The 22,471-nt window shown below is 60.1% G+C and carries 24 protein-coding genes; 16 read left to right on the top strand and 8 right to left on the bottom strand.

The genetic code is table 11. The features are described 5' to 3' along the window. Positions 1–102: 102 nt before the first annotated feature. The 3 genes from bamE to nadK form a co-directional block, all read right to left on the bottom strand. Positions 103–441, bottom strand: coding sequence for an outer membrane protein assembly factor BamE (gene bamE, locus ACJ8IJ_RS06895; protein WP_004929101.1), 339 nt, complete (start codon positions 439–441; stop codon positions 103–105). A gap of 240 nt (positions 442–681) precedes the next feature. Further along, the gene (recN, locus tag ACJ8IJ_RS06890; protein ID WP_033635637.1) at positions 682–2,343 is read right to left on the bottom strand and encodes a DNA repair protein RecN; all 1,662 of its coding nucleotides are present in this window, start codon (positions 2,341–2,343) and stop codon (positions 682–684) included. A gap of 86 nt (positions 2,344–2,429) precedes the next feature. Next, positions 2,430–3,308, bottom strand: a complete 879-nt coding sequence (nadK, locus tag ACJ8IJ_RS06885) for an NAD(+) kinase (protein ID WP_004929107.1) — start codon at positions 3,306–3,308, stop codon at positions 2,430–2,432. Between the two features lie 125 nt (positions 3,309–3,433). Here nadK and grpE point away from each other — a divergent pair, with 125 nt between their 5' ends. Beyond that, positions 3,434–4,018, top strand: a complete 585-nt coding sequence (grpE, locus tag ACJ8IJ_RS06880; protein WP_016929801.1) for a nucleotide exchange factor GrpE — start codon at positions 3,434–3,436, stop codon at positions 4,016–4,018. 56 nt (positions 4,019–4,074) lie between these two features. Here grpE and ung read toward each other — a convergent pair whose 3' ends face one another. Continuing rightward, positions 4,075–4,758: a uracil-DNA glycosylase gene (ung, locus tag ACJ8IJ_RS06875; RefSeq protein ID WP_033635636.1), complete on the bottom strand. Its 684-nt coding sequence runs from the start codon at positions 4,756–4,758 to the stop codon at positions 4,075–4,077. A gap of 346 nt (positions 4,759–5,104) precedes the next feature. Between ung and grcA the strand changes: the two genes are divergently transcribed. From grcA to ACJ8IJ_RS06860, 3 genes are all read left to right on the top strand, one after another. Further along, entirely contained in the window at positions 5,105–5,488 is a 384-nt protein-coding gene (gene grcA, locus ACJ8IJ_RS06870) for an autonomous glycyl radical cofactor GrcA (protein WP_004929114.1), read from the top strand. Positions 5,489–5,670: 182 nt separating this feature from the next. Next, the gene (locus ACJ8IJ_RS06865; protein ID WP_442518381.1) at positions 5,671–6,630 is read left to right on the top strand and encodes a phospholipase; all 960 of its coding nucleotides are present in this window, start codon (positions 5,671–5,673) and stop codon (positions 6,628–6,630) included. Beyond that, positions 6,623–7,378 (top strand): ankyrin repeat domain-containing protein, encoded by a 756-nt coding sequence (locus ACJ8IJ_RS06860; RefSeq protein WP_442518380.1) that lies wholly within the window; start codon positions 6,623–6,625, stop codon positions 7,376–7,378. The genes ACJ8IJ_RS06865 and ACJ8IJ_RS06860 overlap by 8 nt, the downstream gene beginning before the upstream one ends. Positions 7,379–7,430: 52 nt before the next feature. On the opposite strand, the gene srmB is transcribed toward ACJ8IJ_RS06860, so the two are convergent. After that, positions 7,431–8,756, bottom strand: coding sequence for an ATP-dependent RNA helicase SrmB (srmB, locus tag ACJ8IJ_RS06855; RefSeq protein WP_015378813.1), 1,326 nt, complete (start codon positions 8,754–8,756; stop codon positions 7,431–7,433). A 132-nt stretch (positions 8,757–8,888) separates the two neighbouring features. On the opposite strand from srmB, the gene trmN reads away from it, so the two are divergent. Then, on the top strand, positions 8,889–9,635 hold the full coding sequence (gene trmN / locus ACJ8IJ_RS06850; RefSeq protein ID WP_442518379.1) for a tRNA(1)(Val) (adenine(37)-N(6))-methyltransferase TrmN: 747 nt from the start codon (positions 8,889–8,891) through the stop codon (positions 9,633–9,635). A 38-nt stretch (positions 9,636–9,673) separates the two neighbouring features. On the opposite strand, the gene nadB is transcribed toward trmN, so the two are convergent. After that, positions 9,674–11,275 (bottom strand): L-aspartate oxidase, encoded by a 1,602-nt coding sequence (nadB, locus tag ACJ8IJ_RS06845; protein WP_004929128.1) that lies wholly within the window; start codon positions 11,273–11,275, stop codon positions 9,674–9,676. A gap of 214 nt (positions 11,276–11,489) precedes the next feature. On the opposite strand from nadB, the gene rpoE reads away from it, so the two are divergent. Genes rpoE through rseC form a run of 4 tightly spaced genes read left to right on the top strand, consistent with a single transcriptional unit; the run spans position 11,490 to position 14,181 of the window. After that, the gene (rpoE, locus tag ACJ8IJ_RS06840) at positions 11,490–12,065 is read left to right on the top strand and encodes an RNA polymerase sigma factor RpoE (RefSeq protein ID WP_004929136.1); all 576 of its coding nucleotides are present in this window, start codon (positions 11,490–11,492) and stop codon (positions 12,063–12,065) included. 30 nt (positions 12,066–12,095) lie between these two features. Next, complete coding sequence (rseA, locus tag ACJ8IJ_RS06835) at positions 12,096–12,749, top strand: anti-sigma-E factor RseA (RefSeq protein WP_004929138.1); 654 nt, start codon at positions 12,096–12,098, stop codon at positions 12,747–12,749. Then, complete coding sequence (gene rseB / locus ACJ8IJ_RS06830; RefSeq protein WP_004929141.1) at positions 12,749–13,705, top strand: sigma-E factor regulatory protein RseB; 957 nt, start codon at positions 12,749–12,751, stop codon at positions 13,703–13,705. The genes rseA and rseB overlap by 1 nt, the downstream gene beginning before the upstream one ends. Beyond that, complete coding sequence (gene rseC, locus ACJ8IJ_RS06825) at positions 13,705–14,181, top strand: SoxR-reducing system protein RseC (protein ID WP_004929144.1); 477 nt, start codon at positions 13,705–13,707, stop codon at positions 14,179–14,181. The genes rseB and rseC overlap by 1 nt, the downstream gene beginning before the upstream one ends. Here the strand turns inward: rseC and ACJ8IJ_RS06820 are convergent. Then, a complete protein-coding gene (locus tag ACJ8IJ_RS06820; RefSeq protein ID WP_004929146.1) occupies positions 14,178–15,014 on the bottom strand; it encodes a hypothetical protein in 837 nt (278 codons plus the stop codon). The genes rseC and ACJ8IJ_RS06820 overlap by 4 nt on opposite strands. A gap of 519 nt (positions 15,015–15,533) precedes the next feature. Between ACJ8IJ_RS06820 and lepA the strand changes: the two genes are divergently transcribed. The 7 genes from lepA to acpS all read left to right on the top strand — a co-directional run bounded on the left by lepA (position 15,534) and on the right by acpS (position 22,084). Beyond that, entirely contained in the window at positions 15,534–17,333 is a 1,800-nt protein-coding gene (gene lepA / locus ACJ8IJ_RS06815; RefSeq protein ID WP_004929150.1) for a translation elongation factor 4, read from the top strand. Between the two features lie 32 nt (positions 17,334–17,365). After that, entirely contained in the window at positions 17,366–18,343 is a 978-nt protein-coding gene (lepB, locus tag ACJ8IJ_RS06810) for a signal peptidase I (protein WP_004929153.1), read from the top strand. Positions 18,344–18,577: 234 nt separating this feature from the next. After that, a complete protein-coding gene (gene rnc, locus ACJ8IJ_RS06805) occupies positions 18,578–19,258 on the top strand; it encodes a ribonuclease III (protein ID WP_004929158.1) in 681 nt (226 codons plus the stop codon). Next, complete coding sequence (gene era, locus ACJ8IJ_RS06800) at positions 19,255–20,163, top strand: GTPase Era (RefSeq protein ID WP_004929162.1); 909 nt, start codon at positions 19,255–19,257, stop codon at positions 20,161–20,163. The genes rnc and era overlap by 4 nt, the downstream gene beginning before the upstream one ends. Positions 20,164–20,169: 6 nt before the next feature. Further along, complete coding sequence (gene recO, locus ACJ8IJ_RS06795) at positions 20,170–20,901, top strand: DNA repair protein RecO (protein ID WP_004929165.1); 732 nt, start codon at positions 20,170–20,172, stop codon at positions 20,899–20,901. Between the two features lie 71 nt (positions 20,902–20,972). After that, positions 20,973–21,704, top strand: a complete 732-nt coding sequence (gene pdxJ / locus ACJ8IJ_RS06790) for a pyridoxine 5'-phosphate synthase (protein ID WP_016929790.1) — start codon at positions 20,973–20,975, stop codon at positions 21,702–21,704. After that, positions 21,704–22,084 (top strand): holo-ACP synthase, encoded by a 381-nt coding sequence (gene acpS, locus ACJ8IJ_RS06785; RefSeq protein WP_004929169.1) that lies wholly within the window; start codon positions 21,704–21,706, stop codon positions 22,082–22,084. The genes pdxJ and acpS overlap by 1 nt, the downstream gene beginning before the upstream one ends. Before the next feature lie 46 nt (positions 22,085–22,130). On the opposite strand, the gene ACJ8IJ_RS06780 is transcribed toward acpS, so the two are convergent. After that, on the bottom strand, positions 22,131–22,391 hold the full coding sequence (locus ACJ8IJ_RS06780) for a YfhL family 4Fe-4S dicluster ferredoxin (protein WP_049186770.1): 261 nt from the start codon (positions 22,389–22,391) through the stop codon (positions 22,131–22,133). Positions 22,392–22,471: the final 80 nt, after the last annotated feature.

The following is a 22,471-nucleotide window of genomic DNA, read 5'->3' as shown; positions in this document are numbered from 1 at the left end:
TATTTTTTTATCTGAAGCTGACTTTTTCTTCCGCGTTGCAGCCTGCGACTGTCATGAGGAACATCATGCCCCCTCATGGGCCGGAAGAGCGGGCGGCACCGATTACTTGGTCAGCGCCGGTTTGTTCTGGATATCGGTCAACACGCCTGCGCTGTCGAAGGTCAGCGTCAGCGTTTGCTGGGTGATATCTTCATGGCCAGGTTGCTGACGGAATACATAGAACCACGTTTGCGTTCCGAACGGGTCTTGCAGCATTGGGGTGCCCAATGTGTAAGCGACCTGTTGTTGGGTCATCCCTTTCTGAATTTTCGCCACGTCGGTCGACGTCAGGTAGTTCCCCTGGTTGATGTCAGGACGATAAACCACCTTTTCAAAAGTAGAACAGCCTGCAGTCAGCATCACAAGAACTACAGCGGCGGCAGTCAGCGTTTTACAGCGCATAGTAATCACATTCCTTTAGGGCATAGGATGCCGATGATAATAGACCTTGCGGCAGTTGGAAACCTTTATACCCTTCATCTTTCACGTTGCGACGCATTGGCTTTCCTTTAGCACCTCAAGCGCTTGGCCTTTTTCAGGCTGTTGAGATGGCTTTGGATCACCGCCGCGCCGCACTTTAGATATTTCTCGGGCCAACAGCGTCACTGTCAGACCGCAGGAAAGTGAAAAAGTTGAGCTTTTTTATGCGGCCAGCAGTTCTTTGGCGTTCGCCAACGTATTGCGGGTGACTTCGCTGCCGCCGAGCAGGCGCGCCAACTCCTGCAGCCGGGCGCGTTTATCCAGCGGCGCCATCTGGGTTTCGGTGACCGTGCCGTCGGTCTGCTTGCTGACGAACAGGTGCTGATGCCCGCATCCGGCCACCTGCGGCAGGTGGGTGACGCACATCACCTGGGTGGATTCGCCGAGCTGGCGCAGCAGACGGCCGACGATGGCGGCGGTCGGGCCGCTGATGCCCACGTCCACCTCATCGAAGATCAGCGCCGGGGTTTCCATCTTGCGGGCGGTGATCACCTGAATGGCCAGCGCGATGCGCGACAGCTCGCCGCCGGAGGCGACCTTCGCCAGCGGCTGCAGCGGCTGCCCCGGGTTGGTGGAGACGCAGAACTCGGTGCGGCTGGCCCCTTCGGCGCTCAGGTGCTGCGGTTCGAAGCGCACGTCGATGTTGAACTTGCCGTGCGGCATGGAGAGCGCCTGCATGCTGTCGGTGATGAGCGTGGTCAGCTCGGCGGCGTAGTGCAGGCGTTTCTGATGCAGCTGCTCCGCCAGCGCCAGCGCCTGCTGATGATGCAGGGTGACCGCCTCGTTCAGATGCTCATGGTCGCTTTCCTGCTGAGACAGCAGCTGCTGTTCATCCAGCAACTGCTGATGCAGCTGAGGCAGCTCTTCCGGCGCGACCTGGTGTTTGCGCGCCAGGCTGATTTGACGCGACAGGCGTTGCTCCAGCTCGTGCAGGCGATTGGGATCGAGATCCATGCGATCGGCGTAATGGCGCAGCTCGTCGCTGGCTTCGCTGATCTGGATAGAGGCCTCTTCCAGCATGTCCAGCAGGCCGCTGAGCTTATCGTCCAGCCCGGCCAGTTCAAGCAGCAGGTGTTTGGCGCTGTAAAGCTGGCTGAGCATGTTGTTCTCGTCGCTGTCGGCCAGCAGCTGCAACGCTTGCTGGCTGAGGGTCAGCAGCTGGCCGCTGTTGGCCAGGCGCTTGTACTCGGCGTCGGTCTGCTCGAACTCGCCGGCCTGCGGCGCGAATTCGTTCAGCTCTTTCAATTGGTATTGCAGCAGTTGCTTGCGCGCTTCGCGTTCGATGGACTGCTGCTGATGGTGCGCCAGTTCGCGGCAGCTCTGGTGCCAGCGCTGGTAGGCCTGGCTCATCGCCGCCAGCAGGGCGGGCTCGTCGGCGTAGGCGTCGAGCAGCGCTTTTTGGTGCTCCGGCTTGAGCAGCAGCTGATGGGCGTGTTGACCGTGGATTTGAATCAGGCGTTGCCCCAGCTCGCGCAGCTGCGACAGCGGCACGGCGGTGCCGTTGATAAAGCCGCGCGAACGGCCGTCGGCGTTGATCACCCGCCGCAGCAGGCATTCGTTGCTGTCGTCCAGCTGGTTCTGCTCCAGCCATTCGCGCGCGGACGGGGTGTCCGCCAGCGAGAAGCGGGCGCAGATATCGGCGCGGGCGGCTCCCAGGCGCACCACGTTGCCGTCGGCGCGGTTGCCGAGGCACAGCCCCAGCGCATCGATAGCGATGGATTTGCCGGCGCCGGTTTCACCGGTGATCGCCGTCATGCCCGGTTGAAAATCGATTTCCAACTCACGAACGATAGCAAAGTTGCTGATGGTTAATTGCGCCAGCATGGGAACCTTCCTGTGTATAAACACATAACTGTAGTTTCATACAGTATAAACTGGTTTTATATACAGTAAAGTGGCCGGCGCAGATTTTAGAACAATTTTTTCGACCAGCCCAACTTGGTGCTTAACGTGTTGAAATAGCTGTAGTCCTTCGGGTGAATCAGGTTCAGATGGAAGTTGCTGCGGCGGATCAGCACTTCTTCGCCTTCCTGGATCGGCAGCGCGATCTGGCTGTCGCAGCTGATCTCCAGATCGCTGCCGATCTGCGAAAACTTCAGGCGGATGGTGCTGTCGCCGTTGATCACCAGCGGCCGGGCGGAGAGGGTATGCGGGAACATCGGCACCAGCGCGATCGCCTCCAGCGACGGGGTGAGGATCGGCCCGCCGGCGGAGAGCGAGTAGGCGGTGGAGCCGGTCGGCGTGGCGATGATCAGGCCGTCGGAGCGCTGTGAAAAGGCGAAGCGATCGTCGATGTACACCTCGAATTCGATCATGTGCGCCACTTTGCCGGGGTGCAGCACCACTTCGTTGATGGCGGTGCTGATGCGGCACTGCTGGTGCTCTTTATGCACGATGGTTTCCAACAGGAAACGCTGTTCGTCGATATACTCGCCTTCCAGTACGTCCGCCAGCTGCTGCAGAGCGTTGTCGGGATCGAGATCGGTAAGGAAGCCGAGGTTGCCGCGGTTGACTCCGATCACCTTGATGTCGTAGCGCGCCAGCACGCGCGCGGCGCCGAGCATGTTGCCGTCGCCGCCGACCACCACCGCCAGGTCGGCCCGCTGGCCGATATCCGCCAGGCTGCCGGTCACGGCGTCTTTCAGCCCCAAATCATGGGCGATTTGGCGTTCGACCATCACCGAATAGCCGCGGGCGACCAGCCAGTGGAACAGCATCTCGTGGGTTGCCAGCGCTGAAGGGTGACGCGGGTGGCCAACAATGCCAATACAGGCGAATTTTTTATTCATTTGCTGTGATTTTCCTCACCGGGACCCGTTTATGCCCCACATTGTGACCGGTTGACTTGAAACCCCGGTTTTGATCCCCATAATAAGCCAAGTTGCGAGATTAATGCTAAAACGCGGAGATATTCATGAGTAGTAAAGAACAGAAGACGCCAAACGAGCAAGTCTCAGAAGAAATGGAACAACACGCTCATCACGAGGATACGCTGCCGGAAGCGGCGGAAGGCGTCGATCTGCGCGATGCGCGTATCGCCGAACTGGAAGCCCAACTGGCGGAAGCTCAGCAGCAAGAGCGCGACAGCCTGCTGCGCGCCAAAGCGGAAGCGGAAAACATCCGTCGCCGCGCCGAACTGGACGTCGAGAAAGCGCACAAGTTCGCCCTGGAGAAATTCTCTGGCGATCTGCTGCCGGTGATCGACAACCTGGAGCGCGCGCTGGATCTGGCGGATAAAAACAATCCGGAACTGGCCGCGATGATCGAAGGCATCGAGCTGACGCTGAAATCGCTGCTGGACGTGGTGCGCAAGTACGGCATCGAAATCGTCGGCGACGTCAACGTGCCGTTCAACCCGGAAGTGCATCAGGCGATGAGCATGATGGAATCCGCCGATCACCAGCCGAACCACGTGATGATGGTGATGCAGAAAGGTTATACGCTGAACGGCCGCCTGCTGCGCCCGGCGATGGTCGCGGTCTCCAAGGCCAAGGCGTAATCGCCCCGGCAACGATATAAAGAAAGGCACCCAAGGGTGCCTTTTTTGTCTCTGGGCTACGCCTGCGGCAGGCGCGGCATCCAGTCGATCGGCGTGAGCCCTTGCTGCTCCAGCAGCTGATTGGCCTGCGAGAAGTGGCGGCAGCCGAGGAAACCGCGGTGGGCGGAAAGCGGCGACGGGTGTGGCGCTTTCAGCACATGGTGGCGGTTGCGGTCGATAAAGTTGCCTTTCTTCTGCGCGTGCGAGCCCCACAGCAGGAACACCACGCCTTCGCGGTTCTCGTTCAGGGCGGCGATCACTTTATCGGTAAAGGTTTCCCAGCCCAAATTGGCGTGCGAGTGCGCGCGGCCGCCTTCCACCGTCAGTACGGTGTTGAGCAGCAGCACCCCCTGTTCGGCCCAGCTTTGCAGGTAGCCGTGATCCGGGCGTTCGAAGCCGGGAATGTCGGTCGCCAGCTCTTTATACATGTTCACCAGCGACGGCGGCGCCGGCACGCCGGGGCGTACCGAGAAAGAGAGGCCGTGCGCCTGGTTGGGGCCGTGGTAGGGATCCTGGCCGAGGATGACGACCTTGACGTCCGCCAGCTCGGTATAGCGGAAAGCGTTGAACACGTCCTTCTGCGGTGGATAAATGGTCTTACCGGCTTGGCGCTCAGCGGCAACAAAGGCGAGCGTTTCAACAAAATAGGGCTGCTCTTTCTCTTTGCCGATCACGTCATGCCAGGTGAGGGAGGTGGCCATAAACGCTCTCCTTTGTTTTCTTTAGCAAATCATAGGCTATAGCTTACCGTGTCGGCACGCGCAGCGAAACCCGCTTTTCATTTCTCGCCGCCGTTTGTAATGCAATTATTTTTGAAAATTTACAAAAATAATTGTTTTTTAGCGCGACGGGAAAATTGATATAAAACATAAATTTGCCCCTTAACGCCCTGTGCCTACCCGGTAAAAATTGACTTTAATCAAAGAACTGGCCCGGTCAGGCTGGTATACAGAACAACAAGACAACAATGGTTTTACCAAATGGCCGAAACCAGAATTGGGTTTTCTCACGACGTGAATTTTTACGCCCTTGTACGGAGGCAACATAATGATTACCGGTATTCAAATTACCAAAGCGAACGACCAGGCGCTGGTGAATTCTTTCTGGCTGCTGGACGATGAAAAAGCGGAAGCTCGCTGCGTGTGCGCCAAGGCTAACTACGCGGAAGATCAGGTTGTCGCGGTGAGCGATCTGGGCCAGATCGAATACCGTGAAGTGCCGCTGGAAATGCAGCCGACCGTGCGCGTAGAAGGTGGCCAGCACCTGAACGTCAACGTGCTGCGCCGTGAAACCCTGGAAGACGCGGTCAAGCATCCGGAAAAATACCCGCAGCTGACCATCCGCGTGTCCGGCTATGCGGTGCGTTTCAATTCCCTGACGCCGGAACAGCAGCGCGACGTTATCGCCCGCACCTTTACCGAAAGCCTGTAATCGGCGGCGCAGTCAATCAGGGAGCTTCGGCTCCCTTTTTGCGTTTGGCGGCCGAAAACCAAACGTGGATCACAATTTGCACAAAGTTAAGCATTCCTGATACAGAACTCATCCGACCTGCCGATAGCTAAGTCAGTACCTATTCAGGTGCTCAATAAAAAGTCTATCGACAAGGAGTCGGCATGAGTATGCCTTTAAGTTTTACCTCTGCAGTATCTCCGGTGGCCGCGATCCCTACACCTCGCGCCATCGCCGAGACGGCACCGGCGGCGCAGCCCGCAGCCGCGCCGGCAAGTCCCGCGCCGGTGGCCACCCCCTCTCAGAACACGCTCAATGCGCAGAATCTGTTGAATACGTTGGTCGGCGATCTCTCCGCAGCGGCGCCGACGGCGGTTGTGCCGGGCGTGACCCGGGGGCAGCAATCGCAAGAGGGCGATTATGCGTTGGCGCTGTTGGCCAAGGACGTTTACTCGCTGAACGGCCAGGGCGCCGCCGGGTTCAACCGTCTGAGCGACAGCGCGCTGCTCGGTTTCGGCATCGATCCCGCCAGCCTGCACGACGCGGGCAGCGGTTTCCAGGCCGGGGTTTACAGCAACGACAAGCAGTATGTGTTGGCGTTCGCCGGCACCAACGACTGGCGCGACTGGCTGAGCAACGTGCGGCAGGCGACGGGCTATGACGATGTGCAGTACAATCAGGCGGTTGCCGCTGCCAAAAGCGCCAAGGCGGCCTTTGGCGATGCGCTGGTGATCGCCGGTCATTCGCTTGGCGGTGGCCTGGCGGCCACGGCTGCGCTGGCGACCGGTACCGTCGCGGTCACCTTCAACGCGGCTGGGGTTTCGGATTACACGCTGAATCGCCTGGGTATCGATCCGGCGGCGGCGAAGAAAGATGCCGAAGCCGGCGGCATCCGTCGTTACAGCGAGCAATATGACATGCTGACCAGCACCCAGGAGTCGACCTCGCTGATCCCGGACGCCATCGGCCATAACATCACCTTGGCCAACAACGATACCCTGACCGGCATCGATGACTGGCGGCCGAGCAAGCATCTGGATCGCAGCCTGACGGCGCACGGCATCGACAAGGTGATAAGCTCGATGGCGGAACAAAAGCCGTGGGAGGCGAAGGCCAATGCCTGAAGGGCGTCGCTTGCGGCGGGCGCTGGCGATAGCCTTACTGGCGCTGGTCGCGGTGAGCGGTTTACTGATGATGGCTAAGGAGCAACAGATGGGGCAGGAGATTTCACCGTTTGACGGCCGCAGCAATCTGGCGCTGGCTCAGGCGGTGGCGCGCGGCGATACGCAGGGTATCCATACGCAGGCTACGCAGGATCGTTTGCGCGAACGGGGCGATCGGCAGGTCACGCTGTTGCAGTGGGCTGTGCTTTCTCAGCAGCCGGCCAGCGTGCAGGCGTTGCTGGATCTCGGCGCCGATGCGGCGGCGGCGGGGCTGGACGGCAACAGTGCGCTGCACACCGCAGCGATATTGCACGATGCGCAGTACCTGCGGTTGCTGCTGGCCAAGGTTAAGCAGGTGAACGTGCGCAATGCCGTTACCGGCGCCACACCGCTTGCGGCGGCGGTGCTGGCCGGGCGTGAGGAGCAACTGCGGCTGCTGCTGGCGGCCGGGGCGGACACCACCCTGAGCGATCGGCTGGGGGATACCCCGCTGCATCTGGCGGCGAAGATTAATGCGCCGCATCTGGCGCTGTTGCTGTTGCAGGCCGGGGCCGATGCCCGGGCGCGCAATCAGCAGGGTTTTGCGTTCCAGTTTTATTTCTCGCAAACGCCGGCGCATTTGCAGAATGACGAGCTGAAGGCGCAGTTCCGCGAGCTGGATAAATGGCTGCAGGGGCACCGCCTGGCCACGCATTACGCGCAGCAGTAAACGCCCATAAAAAAACCGCCTGTAAAGGCGGTTTTTTCTTAGGCAGCGGTGGTTATTGCGCGTCGCCGGCCGGTTTGGCCTTCGCCTGACGGCGTTTGCCGACGTTTTTGGCGTCGCGATGGCGCACTTTCACCTTGTTGGCTTTTTCTTTGCTTTTCGCTTTTTCTTCCGCGCGTTTGGCCAGCACTTTCTTCGACGGTTTACCGTTGCTCTTCTCGTTTGGCACCTTGGTTTTCGGCCGCAGTTCGTCGATCACGCGCGCTTTCAGCGGTTCGTTCAGGTAACGGCCCACTTTGCCCAGCAGCAGATGATCGTGCGCTTCCACCAGCGAAATGGCGGTGCCTTTGCGCCCGGCGCGGCCGGTACGGCCGATACGGTGCAGGTAGGTATCCGCCGTGCGTGGCATGTCGAAGTTGAATACGTGGGTGATATCGAGGATATCCAGGCCGCGCGCGGCAACGTCGGTGGCCACCAGCACGTTAACCCGGCCATCCATCATGCGTTTGACCGCTTCGTTGCGTTTGGCCTGCACCATTTCGCCTTCGAGATAGCAGGTGTTGATGCCCGCTTCGCGCAGCCAGGTGGCCAGCTCGTGCACGCGCTCGCGTTTGCGCACGAAGATCACCGATTTCTGCACGTCCGGCTGTTTCAGCAGGTGGATCAGCAGCGCGGTTTTGTGCTGCACGTCATCGGCGCGGTAGTACCACTGCAGGATCTTCTTGCGTTCGCGGCGCGACGGATCGGCTTCCACTTCCACCGGCTCTTTCAGGATGCGTTCGGCGAATTCGCGGATCGCTTCGCCTTCGAGCGTGGCGGAGAACAGCAGCGTTTGGTTGCGCCAGCGGGTTTCGGCGGAGATGGTTTCGATGTCCTGCGCGAAGCCCATATCGAGCATGCGGTCGGCTTCGTCGAGGATCAGGGTTTCCACCGCGCGGCAGTCGAAGTTCTCTTCTTTAATGTATTGCAGCAAGCGGCCGGTGGTGGCGACCACCACGTCCTGGTTTTCGCTGAACACTTCCGCGTGGTTCATGTAAGCGACGCCGCCGGTGATGGTGGCGATATCCAGCGAGGTATGAGCAGCCAATTCACGCGCCTGGTCGGCGACCTGCATCGCCAGTTCACGCGTTGGCGTCAGGATCAGCACGCGCGGCGGGCCGGATTTCTTGCGTGGAAAGTCCAGCAGGTGCTGCAACACGGGCAGCAGGAAGGCGGCGGTTTTGCCGGTGCCGGTCGGAGCCGAACCTAAGACGTCGCGCCCGTCCATCGCCGGCGGGATCGCAGCGGCCTGAATGGCGGTGGGGCGATCGTAGCCTTTGTCGCGCAGCGCGTCGATCAGGCGATCATCGAGTTCGAGTTCGGAAAAAGTGGTTGCTGTCATGGTCTACCTCTACTTGGGGCGCCGATTATAGACGGGTTGGCCGCGATCTTCACCTATTTAAGCGGAAAGCCGCTCTTTTCCCGCCGATCAGATTGCCTTATGCTACGCCAGTTTTATAGCCAGGTGGTGAGTGTGAGCAAGCGATCGAAAGCCGATTTTACCCCGCGCCGCGGGGGATTTACCTTTAAACAATTCTTTGTCGCCCACGATCGTTGCGCCATGAAAGTGGGCACCGACGGGGTGTTGCTCGGCGCCTGGGCGCCGGTGGGGCAGGCGCGCCGGGTGCTGGACATCGGCAGCGGCAGCGGGCTGATCGCGCTGATGCTGGCGCAGCGCAGCGGCGACGAGGTGACCGTCGACGCGGTGGAACTGGACGAAGCCGCCGCCGGCCAGGCGCGCGAAAACGTGGCGGAATCGCCGTGGCCGCAGCGCATCCGCGTGCATGCGCAGGATATTCACCATTATGCGCAGCAGCATGCCGCTGAGTATGATCTGATCGTCAGCAATCCGCCTTATTTTGAGCCGGCGGTGGCCTGCCGCGATCAGGCGCGCCACAACGCGCGCTACACCGAAACCTTAACGCACGACGCGCTGTTGGCCTGCGCGGCGCAGCTGCTGGTGGAGCAAGGAACGTTCTGCGTGGTGCTGCCGCATGACATCGGCGCCGAATTTGAACGCCTGGCGCAGCAAAGCGGCTGGCACACGGCGGCGAAAGTGAACGTCAGCGATCGGGCCGATACGCCGCGGCACCGGGTGCTGCTGGCGCTGATGCGTAAGGAAACGCCGCTGCGGGAGCAGGCGCTGGCGATCAAACAGGCCGACGGCAGCTATACCGACGATTTCCGCCGCTTGATCGCCGACTTCTATCTGTTCTACTGAAAGGAAAAGGGCGCCGATAAGGCGCCCTGTTGCATGGTTTAAGGCTGCAAAATGGTCGGCAGCGCTTCCGGCAGCAAATCCGGGTAGTCCAGCGTGTAGTGCAGGCCGCGGCTCTCTTTGCGCGCCATGGCGCTGCGCACGATAAGCTCGGCCACCTGCACCAGATTGCGCAGCTCCAGCAGGTTGTTGGAGATGCGGAAGTGAGCGTAGTACTCGTCGATTTCCGCCTGCAGCGTATTGATGCGGCGCAGGGCGCGCTCAAGGCGCTTGGTGGTGCGCACGATGCCGACGTAATCCCACATGAACAGCCGCAGCTCGTGCCAGTTGTGCTGGATCACCACCCGTTCGTCCGCATCGTCCACCCGGCTTTCATCCCAGTGCGGCACCTGTTTGGCCTGCTGGATGAACGGCAGGCGCTGCAGAATGTCTTCCGCCGCCGACCAACCGTAAACCAGGCACTCCAGCAGCGAATTCGACGCCATGCGATTGGCGCCGTGCAGGCCGGTGTAGCTGACCTCGCCGATGGCGTACAGCCCGTCGAGATCGGTGCGGCCGTGCTGATCGACCATCACGCCGCCGCAGGTGTAGTGTGCCGCCGGGACGATAGGGATCGGTTGCCGGGTCAGATCGAAGCCCAGCGTCAGCAGCTTTTCGTGGATCATCGGGAAGTGCTGGGTGATGAACGCCGCCGGCTTGTGGCTGATGTCCAGGTACATGCAGTCGGCGCCCAGGCGCTTCATTTCATGGTCGATGGCGCGGGCGACGATATCGCGCGGGGCCAGTTCGCCGCGCGGGTCGAAATCCGGCATAAAGCGGCTGCCGTCCGGACGTTTCAGGTAGGCGCCTTCGCCGCGCAGCGCTTCGGTCAGCAGGAAGTTGCGCGCCTGCGGGTGGAACAGGCAGGTCGGGTGGAACTGGTTGAACTCCAGGTTGGCGACCCGGCAGCCGGCGCGCCAGGCCATGGCGATGCCGTCGCCGGAGGAGATGTCCGGGTTGGTGGTGTATTGGTATACCTTGGCCGCGCCGCCGGTGGCCAGCACCACCGTTTTGGCGCGGTAGGTTTCCACCCGCTCCAGTTCGCGGTTCCAGACGTAAGCGCCCACTACGCGGCGGGTGCCAGGCAGGCCGATTTTGTTCGAGGTAATAAGGTCGACCGCGTTGCGGCGTTCCATCACGCAAATATTGGGGTGAGCGCTTGCTTTCCCTACCAGCGTGGTCTCTACTTCCTTACCGGTAGCGTCTGCGGCGTGCAGGATGCGGCGATGGCTGTGGCCGCCTTCGCGCGTGAGGTGATAATGCGCCTCGCCCTGCGCGTTGACCTCGGTGTCGAACAGCACGCCCTGATCGATCAGCCATTGCACGCAGTGGCGCGCGTTGCCGGCGATGAATTCGACGGCCTCTTTGTCGCACAGGCCGGCGCCGGCAATCAAAGTGTCATCAACGTGTGAGGCAATGCTGTCCGTCTCATCGAACACCGCGGCGATCCCGCCCTGGGCGTAAAAGGTGGCTCCCTCGCTGAGCGGCCCCTTGCTGAGAACGGTAACCTTGCAATGCTGCGCCAGGCGCAGCGCCAGTGACAGGCCCGCAGCGCCGCTGCCGACGATCAGTACATCGCTAACATGTTCAGATGATGGTTGCATAACGTATGATGTGTGCAGAAGAAGAGTGAATTTCATGTTAGCCTAACTGTCCGGGCAAAAGCCACGGATAGGGTGACATCAACAGAAAAAACAATGGCGATATGGAACTTCGTGTTCTATATGAACTCCAAGCGAGTGCTTGCTCAGGAAAATAATGTATGGCTGGCAGTACAATTTTACGCGTGGAGACGGATTTGGGGAGAGTTTACCTCGGATGAGCGAGCAGTTAACGGATCAAGTTCTGGTCGAGCGGGTCCAAAAGGGCGACCAGAAGTCGTTTAACCTACTGGTAGTGCGCTATCAGCATAAGGTGGCGAGTCTCGTTTCCCGCTATGTGCCGCAGGGCGATGTGCCCGATGTGGTGCAGGAGTCGTTTATCAAGGCCTATCGCGCACTGGAATCGTTCCGTGGCGACAGCGCTTTTTATACCTGGTTGTATCGAATCGCCGTGAACACGGCAAAGAATTATCTGGTTGCTCAGGGGCGCCGTCCGCCATCCAGTGATGTGGACGCCAACGATGCGGAAAATTACGAAAGTGCGGGCGCACTGAAAGAAATTTCGAACCCTGAGAACTTAATGTTGTCAGAAGAGCTGAGACAGATAGTTTTCCGTACCATTGAGTCTCTCCCTGAGGATCTTCGCATGGCGATTACCCTGCGGGAGTTGGATGGTCTAAGCTACGAAGAAATAGCCGCCATCATGGATTGCCCGGTCGGAACCGTACGTTCGCGTATTTTCCGCGCCCGGGAAGCTATCGATAATAAAGTTCAACCGCTGATCCAGCGTTAGCAATGGCGGGCACAGGAAGGGTACTTAGGCATGCAGAAAGAAAAGCTTTCCGCTCTGATGGATGGTGAATCGTTCGACAGCGAGCTGTTGAGTTCTCTGTCGCAAGATCGAACGCTTCAACAAAGCTGGCAGAGCTATCACCTGATACGTGACACACTGCGAGGTGATGTCGGACAAGTGATGCATCTCGACATCGCCGATCGCGTCGCCGCTGCACTTGAGAAAGAACCCGCCCGGCTGGTGCCTTCCGCCGTTCAGGAATCTCAGCCGCAGCCTCACACCTGGCCGAGAATGCCGTTCTGGGACAAAGTGCGTCCTTGGGCGAGCCAGATTACGCAAATCGGCATGGCGGCCTGCGTGTCGCTGGCGGTGATCGTCGGCGTGCAGCACTACAACCAGCCTTCTGCGACATCGAACGCGTCCGAATCGCCGGCCTTCACCACGCTGCCGATCATGGGGCAGGCCTCGCCGGTCAGCCTGGGCGTTCCTGCCGACAGTTTCTCCACCGGCAGCGGCCAACAGCAGCAGGTGCAGGAACAGCGCAAGCGTATCAACGCCATGCTGCAGGACTATGAACTGCAACGTCGCCTGCATTCGGATCAGCTGCAGCTTGAGCAAGGCAACCCGCAACAGGCTGCCATTCAGGTTCCCGGAACTCAGTCTTTAGGAATGCAACAGCAGTAATGAAGCAAATCTGGTTCTCCGTTTGTTTATTGACGGGCAGCCTGCTCTATTCCAGCATCGCCCCGGCGCAGCCAACTGCGTCCGGGGCGTTATTGCAACAGATGAGCAGCGCCAGCCGTTCTCTCAATTACGAGCTCGCCTACATCAGCGTCAGCAAGCAGGGAATCGAGTCGTTGCGCTATCGCCATGCGGTGATCGGCAACGTGCCGCTCGGTCAGCTGCTGCATATGGATGGCCCGCGCCGCGAAGTGTTGCAGCGCGGCGGCGGGATCAGCTACTTCGAACCCGGTCTGGAGCCGTTCACGCTCACCGGCGATCACATCGTCGATGCGCTGCCGGCGATCGTTTATGCCGATTTCACCCGTCTGGCGAAGTATTACGACTTCATCTCCGTGGGCAGCACCCGCATCGCCGATCGGCCGTGTGAAGTGCTGCGCGTGGTGGCGCGCGACGGTTCCCGCTACAGCTACATCGTCTGGATGGACGAAGACACCAAGCTGCCGCTGCGGGTAGATCTGCTCGATCGCGACGGCGAAACGCTGGAGCAATACCGGGTGATCTCCTTCGCGGTCGGTGCCGAGGTGCAGGGCGCGATGCAGGGGCTGCTCAAAGCCAACCTGCCGCCGCTGCTGTCGCTGCCGGCGGTGGAAAATGTCCAGCTCAGCTGGAGCACCGGCTGGCTGCCGGCCGGCGTGGACGAGGTGGCGCGCAATCGCCGCAAATTGCCGAACGTCGCCGTGCCGGTGGAATCCCGGCTCTACAGCGACGGCCTGTTCAGCTTCTCGGTTAACGTCAGCCCGGCGGGCAGCGGCGCCGGGCAGCAGTACTACCGTCAGGGGCGCCGCACCATTCAGACCGAAGTGCGCGCGGGCAACGAAATCACGATTGTGGGCGAATTGCCGCCGGCGACGGCCAAGCGCATCGCCGACAGCATTTCTTTCAAGGTATCGCCGTAATGATGAAAGAGTGGGCCACGGTGGTTTCGTGGCAACAGGGCGTAGCGCTGCTGCGCTGTGAACCCAAGGCCGGCTGCGGCAGCTGCACCGCGCGCTCCGGCTGTGGCGCGCGTGCGCTGAACGAGCTGGTGCCGGAAACCGAGCATCAGCTGCAGGTACATATCGATCAGCCGCTTGAACCGGGGCAGCGCGTCGAGGTCGGCATCGCGGAAGGCAGCCTGCTGCGTTCCGCCATGCTGGTTTACCTGACGCCGCTGCTGGGTATGATGTTGGGCGGCACGCTGCTGCAATATTGTTTCGGCAGCGATGCCTCGGCGGCAGTCGGCGCCGTGTTGGGCGGCGGTGCGGCCTTTATGCTGGCTCGCCGCTTGGCCCGACGTCTGGGCGAGCAGGCCGATTACCAGCCGGTGGTGCTGCAAATTGGGTTGCCGCCTACCGCGATGCGCATGCAGGCGGAAAACTCCCCGCTGATTTAAACCGATGGCCGCGTCATCGCCGGGTTGTGATAGGCGGGGATGCGGTTGTGGATCATATGCTCCAACAGCGCGATGAATAGATCGGCGCTGAGCAGCGAATCGTAGTTAATCGCGAACAGCACATGTCCCTGGCCGTCGAATAAGCGGATACCGCGCTGCGGGTGATTTTCCAACGCGCGGATCTGTTCGATAGGCACGTTTCCCCGTTCCGTCGTCAGCAGGGTGGCGCTCAGCCGCAGCGTTTCGGTCGGCGTGCCTTGCTGCTTGCCGAGCAGCAACTGCCACAGCCAGCGCGCGTCGCCCTCTATGGTGTGAAACGACACCGTTCCCCCCTGATAGAGCGCATTCAGCGCCAGCGGCCCGCGCTGCTGCAGCTGTTGGTCGACGATCACGTCCGCCAATCGCCACGAGTGGGCAACGTTGCTGAAAACCGTGCACCAGGGCTGATCTGCACCGGCGCGGAACGCCGTAACGTCAAACAGCCCGCCAAAAGCCTGGCCGCCGCGAAAGCGATAGATGTCGCCGATCTTCTCAAACGGGATGAAACGCTCTTTGTGATGGTGGCTGTCAAAGACCCGCACGCCGTGCTCGTACAGACGATAGGTCAGCGTCGGACGCAGATAATGCCGCAGCGCCAGCAGCGTACAGCCGAGTAAAATCGTGCCCGCGCCGGCTTGCAACAGCGTGATGACCTGGCTTTCGTCAATGCTGCTCAGCAGCGGCAGCACCAACAGCGCCGCCCCCACGCTAAACAGCAGCGCCGCCGCCGCCAGTATGCCCCAGTTGACCTTTGAAAAATCGTGCCGGCTCAGCATTTGCCCTTTATCGATCATAATGCACCTTCCAATCAACGTACGCAGATATGCTGGTGAACCCCGGTGGGCTGCCGATGTAGTGCCCTGAATAATGTTTTGTCGCGGAGCTCATGCCCTTTCTATCCGAGGGACGGTGGTGGCGTATATGGGGTTTTTCCTAAAGGAAGTGGGGCAAAATGGAATTCTAAGAGGTTGATCCAAATATTCTTTTTTTATAATTTCGGAGAGGGTTTATTGCGCTGTGGCCGGTTATGTATTAGCGCCGAAGTTTGACGGCCACGAAGCACCGGCAAGCCTTGGGTTCAGGCCGCATCGTCCGCGTTAACATCTGTTTTCACCCGCCGGGGCGCCCTGTAACATTTAGCGGCGCATAATAGAATGCCTTCACTGCACCGATCGCTAGGTTTTCAGTGGTGTGGCATGTAGAATGCAGCGATTCAGGTGCAAGACGGCCTCACCCATTCACTGTCGCTTTAGGTCCATGCGGGTTTCTATAGGCGAGTAATTCAGAAATACCAAGGCAGAAAAACTTTTATAATGAAGCATATACGAAATTTCTCCATTATTGCCCATATTGACCACGGTAAGTCGACGCTGTCTGACCGCATTATCCAAATCTGCGGTGGCTTGACCGACCGTGAAATGGCTGCGCAGGTGCTCGATTCCATGGATCTGGAGCGCGAGCGCGGCATCACCATCAAGGCGCAGAGCGTGACGCTGGATTATAAAGCGCAGGATGGGCAGACCTATCAGCTTAACTTTATCGACACCCCTGGCCACGTTGACTTCTCCTATGAAGTTTCCCGCTCGCTGGCGGCCTGCGAAGGCGCGCTGCTGGTGGTGGACGCCGGCCAGGGCGTAGAGGCCCAGACGCTGGCCAACTGCTACACCGCGATCGAAATGGATCTGGAAGTGGTGCCGGTGTTGAATAAAATCGACCTGCCGGCCGCCGATCCGGATCGCGCCGCGCAGGAAATCGAAGACATCGTCGGCATCGACGCCACCGATGCCGTGCGCTGCTCGGCCAAAACCGGCGTCGGCGTGCCAGACGTGCTGGAGCGCCTGGTGCGCGACATCCCGCCGCCGCAGGGCGATCCGGATGCGCCGCTGCAGGCGCTGATCATCGACTCCTGGTTCGATAACTATCTGGGCGTCGTGTCTCTGGTGCGCGTCAAGAACGGCACGCTGCGCAAGGGCGACAAGATCAAGGTCATGAGCACCGGCCAGGTGTATAACGCCGATCGCTTGGGCATCTTCACGCCGAAGCAGGTCGATCGCGACGTGCTGAACTGCGGCGAAGTGGGCTGGCTGGTCTGTGCGATCAAAGACATCCTCGGCGCGCCGGTGGGCGATACCCTGACGCAGGCGCGTCAGCCGGCGGATAAAGCGTTGCCGGGCTTCAAGAAAGTGAAGCCTCAGGTGTACGCCGGTCTGTTCCCGATCAGCTCCGACGACTATGAATCTTTCCGCGATGCGCTGGGCAAGCTGAGCCTTAACGACGCCTCCCTGTTCTACGAACCGGAAAGCTCCACCGCGTTGGGCTTCGGCTTCCGCTGTGGCTTCCTCGGTCTGCTGCACATGGAGATCATTCAGGAGCGTCTGGAGCGTGAATACGATCTGGATCTGATCACCACCGCGCCGACGGTAGTCTATGAAGTGGAAACCACCGGCAAGGAAGTGATCTACGTCGACAGCCCATCCAAGCTGCCGCCGTTGAACAACATCCAGGAACTGCGCGAGCCGATCGCCGAATGTCACATGCTGATGCCGCAGGAATACCTGGGCAACGTCATCACCCTGTGCGTTGAGAAGCGCGGCGTGCAGACCAACATGGTCTACCACGGCAACCAGGTGGCGCTGACCTATGAAATCCCGATGGCGGAAGTGGTGCTCGACTTCTTCGACCGCCTGAAGTCCACGTCGCGCGGTTATGCGTCGCTGGATTACAACTTCAAGCGCTTCCAGGCCTCCGACATGGTGCGCGTGGACGTGCTGATCAACAACGAGCGCGTGGATGCGCTGGCGCTGATCACTCACCGCGACAACTCGCAGTACCGCGGCCGTGAATTGGTGGAGAAGATGAAAGATCTGATCCCGCGTCAGCAGTTCGACATCGCGATTCAGGCGGCGATCGGCACGCACATCATCGCGCGCTCCACCGTGAAGCAGCTGCGTAAAAACGTGCTGGCGAAATGCTACGGCGGTGACGTCAGCCGTAAGAAAAAGCTGCTGCAGAAACAGAAAGACGGTAAGAAGCGCATGAAGCAGGTCGGCAACGTCGAGCTGCCGCAGGAAGCGTTCCTGGCCATTCTGCACGTCGGTAAAGACGGCAAGTAACCGCGACGAGTTCGCGAAACGAGGGAGTTTGCATGGCGAATATGTTTGCCCTGATCCTGGCGTTGGCCACCCTGGTCACCGGGATCATCTGGTGCTTCGAGCGCTTTAAATGGGCGCCGGCCCGCCGCGCGAAGATCGCGGCGGTCAACGCACAGACCGCGGGCGCCGTAGACGATAAAACGCTGGCGAAAGTGGCGAAGCAGCCAGGCTGGGTGGAGACCGGCGCATCGGTCTTCCCGGTGTTGCTGCTGGTGTTTGTGGTGCGTTCGTTTATTTACGAACCGTTCCAGATCCCGTCCGGCTCAATGATGCCGACGCTGTTGATTGGCGATTTCATTCTGGTGGAGAAATATGCCTACGGCATTAAAGATCCGATTACCCAGACGACGCTCATTGAAACCGGCCATCCGAAGCGTGGTGATATTGCGGTATTTAAATATCCGCTGGATCCGAAACTGGATTATATCAAGCGCGTGATTGGCCTGCCGGGCGACCGTATTACTTACGATCCGGTGAATAAGCGCGTCACGGTGCAGCCGTCCTGCAACAGCGGGCAGTCCTGTGATACCGCGCTGGCCGTGACATACGCCGATGCGCAGCCGAGCGACTTCGTGCAGCTGTTCAGCCGCAGCGGCATGGGCGAGGCCAGCAACGGCTTCTACCAGATCCCGCTGAACGATAACGTGCCGTCGGGCGGCATTCGCATGCGTGAGCGCCAGGAAAGCCTCGGCAACGTCACGCACCGCATCCTGACCGTGCCGGACGCGCAGGATCGGGTGGGCGCTTACTACCAACAGCCGGGCAAACCGTTGGCGGAGTGGGTGGTGCCGGCCGGGCATTACTTCATGATGGGCGACAACCGTGACAACAGCGCGGACAGCCGTTACTGGGGCTTTGTGCCGGAGAAGAATCTGGTGGGCAAAGCCACGGCCATCTGGATGAGCTTTGAAAAACAGGAAGGCGAGTGGCCTACCGGCGTGCGTTTCAGCCGGATCGGCGGCATTCATTAATCGCTGATTTATTCCCTGTCAATTTCACGCCGCAGCCTACTGCGGCGTGAAAGATTAAGAGGATATAAACACAGCATTATGTTTCCACTCGTTGTAGAATACCTTCTCGAGCGATAAAAGTTGGCTCCTGCTGGGAGCCACTGCAAACGAAACAGCTTTGGATCGGCTTTCGGCGAAGCAGGCCTGTTCCGTGTGCTGCAAGTTTTTGACGCATTCTTGATCTATTGGTAACTCATGAACCCCATCGTAATAAACAGGCTGCAGCGGAAGCTGGGCTACACTTTTCAACAGCAGGAGCTTTTACTGCAGGCTTTGACTCACCGCAGCGCCAGCAGTAAACACAATGAACGTCTTGAGTTTCTGGGTGACTCGATTCTGAGCTTTGTCATCGCCAATGCGCTCTATCACCGTTTTCCTCGCGTAGACGAGGGCGACATGAGCCGCATGCGCGCCACGCTGGTGCGCGGCAACACGCTGGCGGAGATGGCGCGCGAGTTTGACCTGGGCGAATGTCTGCGGCTTGGGCCGGGCGAATTGAAAAGTGGTGGGTTCCGCCGCGAGTCAATCCTGGCGGATACGGTGGAGGCATTGATCGGCGGCGTGTTCCTGGACAGCGACATCCAGACCGTCGAGCGTCTGATTTTGGACTGGTATCGCAGCCGGTTGGACGAAATCAGCCCCGGTGATAAGCAGAAAGACCCGAAAACCCGTTTGCAGGAATTTTTGCAGGGGCGTCATCTGCCGTTGCCTTCTTATTTGGTGGTGCAGGTTCGCGGTGAAGCGCACGACCAGGAGTTTACCATCCACTGCCAGGTGAGTGGTTTGAGCGAGCCCGTGGTGGGCACCGGCTCGAGCCGCCGTAAAGCCGAGCAGGCGGCAGCGGAACAAGCGCTGAAAAAGCTGGAGCTTGAATGAGCGAAGTAAAACAACACTGCGGGTTTATCGCCATCGTCGGCCGCCCGAACGTGGGCAAATCGACGTTGCTGAACCAACTGCTGGGGCAGAAGGTTTCCATTACGTCGCGTAAGCCGCAGACGACCCGTCACCGCATCATGGGCATCGACACCGATGGCGCCTATCAGGCGATCTACGTCGATACCCCAGGGCTGCACATCGAAGAAAAACGCGCCATCAACCGTTTGATGAACCGCGCGGCCAGCAGCTCGATCGGTGACGTTGAGCTGGTGATCTTCGTGGTCGAAGGCACCAACTGGACCGCCGACGACGAAATGGTGGTCAACAAGCTGCGCAGCCTGCGCTGCCCGGTACTGCTGGCGATCAACAAGGTCGATAACGTTACCGACAAATCCAAGCTGTTGCCGCACATCGCGTTCCTCAGCCAGCAGATGAATTTCCTCGACGTGGTGCCTATCTCCGCCGAGAAAGGGATGAACGTCGACACCATCGCCGGCATCGTGCGCAAGCTGCTGCCGGAAGCGGAACACCACTTCCCGGAAGACTACATCACCGATCGCTCCCAGCGCTTTATGGCGTCCGAGATCATCCGCGAGAAGCTGATGCGTTTCCTGGGCGAAGAGCTGCCGTACTCAGTGACGGTGGAAATCGAACAGTTCGTGGCTAACGATCGCGGCGGCTACGATGTGCACGGCCTGATCCTGGTTGAGCGCGAAGGCCAGAAGAAAATGGTCATCGGCAACAAGGGCGCCAAGATCAAAACCATCGGCATCGAAGCGCGTCAGGACATGGAACAGATGTTCGACGCCAAAGTGCATCTCGAGCTGTGGGTGAAAGTGAAATCCGGTTGGGCGGACGACGAACGTGCGCTGCGCAGCCTGGGCTATGTTGACGATCTGAAGTAACGATCCGTGGACGGCTGGGAGCGCGCTTTCGTCCTGCATGGGCGGCCGTACAGTGAAACCAGTCTGATGCTGGATCTGTTTACCGAAGGTCATGGGCGGGTGCGCTTGCTGGCGAAAGGCGCGCGCAGCCGCCGCTCCAATCTGAAGGGTTGCCTGCAGCCCTTTACCCCCCTGTTAGTGCGCTGGGGCGGCCGCGGCGAAGTGAAAACGCTGCGCAACGCCGAAGCGGTCTCTCTCGGTTTACCCCTCAGCGGCATGATGCTTTACAGCGGCCTGTACGTGAACGAACTGCTGGCGCGCGTGCTGGAGCAGGAAACCAACTACTCGGTGCTGTTCTTCGACTACTTGCAATGCCTGCAGGCGCTGGCGGCGGAAGACAGTTCACCGGAACAGGCGCTGCGCCAGTTCGAGCTGGCCTTGTTGCATCATCTCGGCTACGGCCTCGATTTTCTGCACTGCGCCGGCAGCGGCCTGCCGGTGGATGACGCCATGACCTACCGTTACCGTGAAGAGAAAGGCTTTATCGCCAGCCTGGTGGTGGATCACTACAGCTTCACCGGGCGTGAACTGCGCGCGCTGGCGGAGCGGCAGTTTCCCGATGCCGAGACGCTGCGCGCCGCCAAGCGTTTCACCCGCATGGCGCTGAAACCCTACCTCGGCGGCAAACCGTTGAAGAGCCGCGAACTGTTCCGCCAGTTCGTGCGCAAACAGCCGAATACGCCGGTTGACGACGCCTGACCTTTTCCCCTTTTGCCGCCCTGCGCCCGCGTGTAAACTGCTGGCACTGAAAATCGTATTTAGAGGTTGTCATGGCTGATTTGCTGCTGGGCGTCAATATCGATCACATCGCCACGTTACGTAACGCGCGCGGAACCCAATACCCGGATCCGGTTCAGGCGGCATTCATTGCCGAACAGGCGGGGGCCGACGGCATTACCGTGCATCTGCGCGAAGATCGCCGCCACATCACCGACCGCGACGTGCGCTTGCTGCGCCAGACCATCCAGACGCGCATGAACCTGGAGATGGCGGTGACCGACGAGATGCTGGACATCGCCATTGAGCTGCAGCCGCATTTCTGCTGCCTGGTGCCGGAAAAACGCGAGGAAGTGACCACCGAAGGCGGCCTGGACGTCGCCGGCCAGCTGGACAAAATGAGCGTGGCGGTCGAGCGCCTGGCGCAGGCGGGCATTCTGGTTTCGCTGTTCATCGATCCCGATCATCGCCAGATTGACGCGGCGGTGGCGGTGGGCGCCCCCTATATCGAAATCCACACCGGCGCCTACGCGGAAGCGCAGGGCGAGCTGGCGGTACAGGCCGAGCTGCGCCGCATCGCGGTCGCCGCCGCCTACGCGGCCGAGAAGGGGCTGAAGGTCAACGCCGGCCACGGCCTGACCTACCATAACGTGCAGCCGATCGCCGCGCTGCCGGAAATGCACGAGCTGAACATCGGCCATGCGATTATCGGCCAGGCGGTGATGAGCGGGCTGCCGGCCGCGGTTGCCGACATGAAAGTGCTGATGCGGGAAGCGCGCCGGTAATGGCGGTGCTCGGGCTGGGTACCGACATCGTCGAGATGGCGCGTATCGAAGCGGTGGTGGAGCGCAGCGGCGATCGTCTGGCGCGCCGCGTGCTGAGCGACGCCGAGTGGGCGCTGTATCAGCAGCACCAGCAGCCGATTCGCTTTCTGGCCAAACGTTTCGCGGTGAAAGAGGCCGCCGCCAAGGCGTTCGGCACCGGCATTCGCAACGGCCTGGCGTTCAACCAGTTCGAGGTGTTCAACGATGCGTTGGGCAAACCGAATATTCGTTTGCACGGCCGCGCCGCCGAGCTGGCGGGGGAGATGGGGGTCACCGCGATCCACGTTTCGCTGGCCGACGAACGGCGCTATGCCTGTGCGACGGTGATCGTCGAAAGCTGAAAATAGAAAGGGCGCCCTGCGGCGCCCTTGTCAGTCCTGCGGCGGGTTAAATGCGATCGGCGTGGTGCAACACCACGAATTTATCCCACAGCTGCTCATTAGTCTCGCGATGCTGCGGATCGGTAATGATGGTGTTGTCGATGGGGCAGACCTGCTGACAGGTTGGCGTATCGTAATGACCAATGCACTCGGTGCAGCGCTCGGTATCGATTTGGTAGATCTCATCGCCCATCGAAATTGCCTGGTTCGGGCATTCCGGCTCGCACATGTCGCAGTTGATGCATTTCTTGGTAATCAGCAGTGCCATTGTCAGTTATCTTTCCATCGGTGTGCTCGGGCTGGCGCGCAATCTATCATAGAATCGCCGCGCGGCGGGCGCTTTTTCGT

Source organism: Serratia sp. CY40230, assembly GCF_052168835.1.
GTDB lineage: Bacteria > Pseudomonadota > Gammaproteobacteria > Enterobacterales > Enterobacteriaceae > Serratia > Serratia nematodiphila.
Note: the sequence above shows the minus strand (reverse complement) of the source record. Positions and strands in the feature narration are given on the sequence as shown.

What these genes read in the sequence shown, in the direction of transcription:
- bamE (WP_004929101.1), bottom strand. Translation starts at nt 441, where the DNA reads ATGCGCTGTAAAACGCTGACTGCCGCCGCTGTAGTTCTTGTGATGCTG.
- recN (WP_033635637.1), bottom strand. Translation starts at nt 2,343, where the DNA reads ATGCTGGCGCAATTAACCATCAGCAACTTTGCTATCGTTCGTGAGTTG.
- nadK (WP_004929107.1), bottom strand. Translation starts at nt 3,308, where the DNA reads ATGAATAAAAAATTCGCCTGTATTGGCATTGTTGGCCACCCGCGTCAC.
- grpE (WP_016929801.1), top strand. Translation starts at nt 3,434, where the DNA reads ATGAGTAGTAAAGAACAGAAGACGCCAAACGAGCAAGTCTCAGAAGAA.
- ung (WP_033635636.1), bottom strand. Translation starts at nt 4,758, where the DNA reads ATGGCCACCTCCCTCACCTGGCATGACGTGATCGGCAAAGAGAAAGAG.
- grcA (WP_004929114.1), top strand. Translation starts at nt 5,105, where the DNA reads ATGATTACCGGTATTCAAATTACCAAAGCGAACGACCAGGCGCTGGTG.
- ACJ8IJ_RS06865 (WP_442518381.1), top strand. Translation starts at nt 5,671, where the DNA reads ATGAGTATGCCTTTAAGTTTTACCTCTGCAGTATCTCCGGTGGCCGCG.
- ACJ8IJ_RS06860 (WP_442518380.1), top strand. Translation starts at nt 6,623, where the DNA reads ATGCCTGAAGGGCGTCGCTTGCGGCGGGCGCTGGCGATAGCCTTACTG.
- srmB (WP_015378813.1), bottom strand. Translation starts at nt 8,756, where the DNA reads ATGACAGCAACCACTTTTTCCGAACTCGAACTCGATGATCGCCTGATC.
- nadB (WP_004929128.1), bottom strand. Translation starts at nt 11,275, where the DNA reads ATGCAACCATCATCTGAACATGTTAGCGATGTACTGATCGTCGGCAGC.
- rpoE (WP_004929136.1), top strand. Translation starts at nt 11,490, where the DNA reads ATGAGCGAGCAGTTAACGGATCAAGTTCTGGTCGAGCGGGTCCAAAAG.
- rseA (WP_004929138.1), top strand. Translation starts at nt 12,096, where the DNA reads ATGCAGAAAGAAAAGCTTTCCGCTCTGATGGATGGTGAATCGTTCGAC.
- rseB (WP_004929141.1), top strand. Translation starts at nt 12,749, where the DNA reads ATGAAGCAAATCTGGTTCTCCGTTTGTTTATTGACGGGCAGCCTGCTC.
- rseC (WP_004929144.1), top strand. Translation starts at nt 13,705, where the DNA reads ATGATGAAAGAGTGGGCCACGGTGGTTTCGTGGCAACAGGGCGTAGCG.
- ACJ8IJ_RS06820 (WP_004929146.1), bottom strand. Translation starts at nt 15,014, where the DNA reads ATGATCGATAAAGGGCAAATGCTGAGCCGGCACGATTTTTCAAAGGTC.
- lepA (WP_004929150.1), top strand. Translation starts at nt 15,534, where the DNA reads ATGAAGCATATACGAAATTTCTCCATTATTGCCCATATTGACCACGGT.
- lepB (WP_004929153.1), top strand. Translation starts at nt 17,366, where the DNA reads ATGGCGAATATGTTTGCCCTGATCCTGGCGTTGGCCACCCTGGTCACC.
- rnc (WP_004929158.1), top strand. Translation starts at nt 18,578, where the DNA reads ATGAACCCCATCGTAATAAACAGGCTGCAGCGGAAGCTGGGCTACACT.
- era (WP_004929162.1), top strand. Translation starts at nt 19,255, where the DNA reads ATGAGCGAAGTAAAACAACACTGCGGGTTTATCGCCATCGTCGGCCGC.
- pdxJ (WP_016929790.1), top strand. Translation starts at nt 20,973, where the DNA reads ATGGCTGATTTGCTGCTGGGCGTCAATATCGATCACATCGCCACGTTA.
- acpS (WP_004929169.1), top strand. Translation starts at nt 21,704, where the DNA reads ATGGCGGTGCTCGGGCTGGGTACCGACATCGTCGAGATGGCGCGTATC.
- ACJ8IJ_RS06780 (WP_049186770.1), bottom strand. Translation starts at nt 22,391, where the DNA reads ATGGCACTGCTGATTACCAAGAAATGCATCAACTGCGACATGTGCGAG.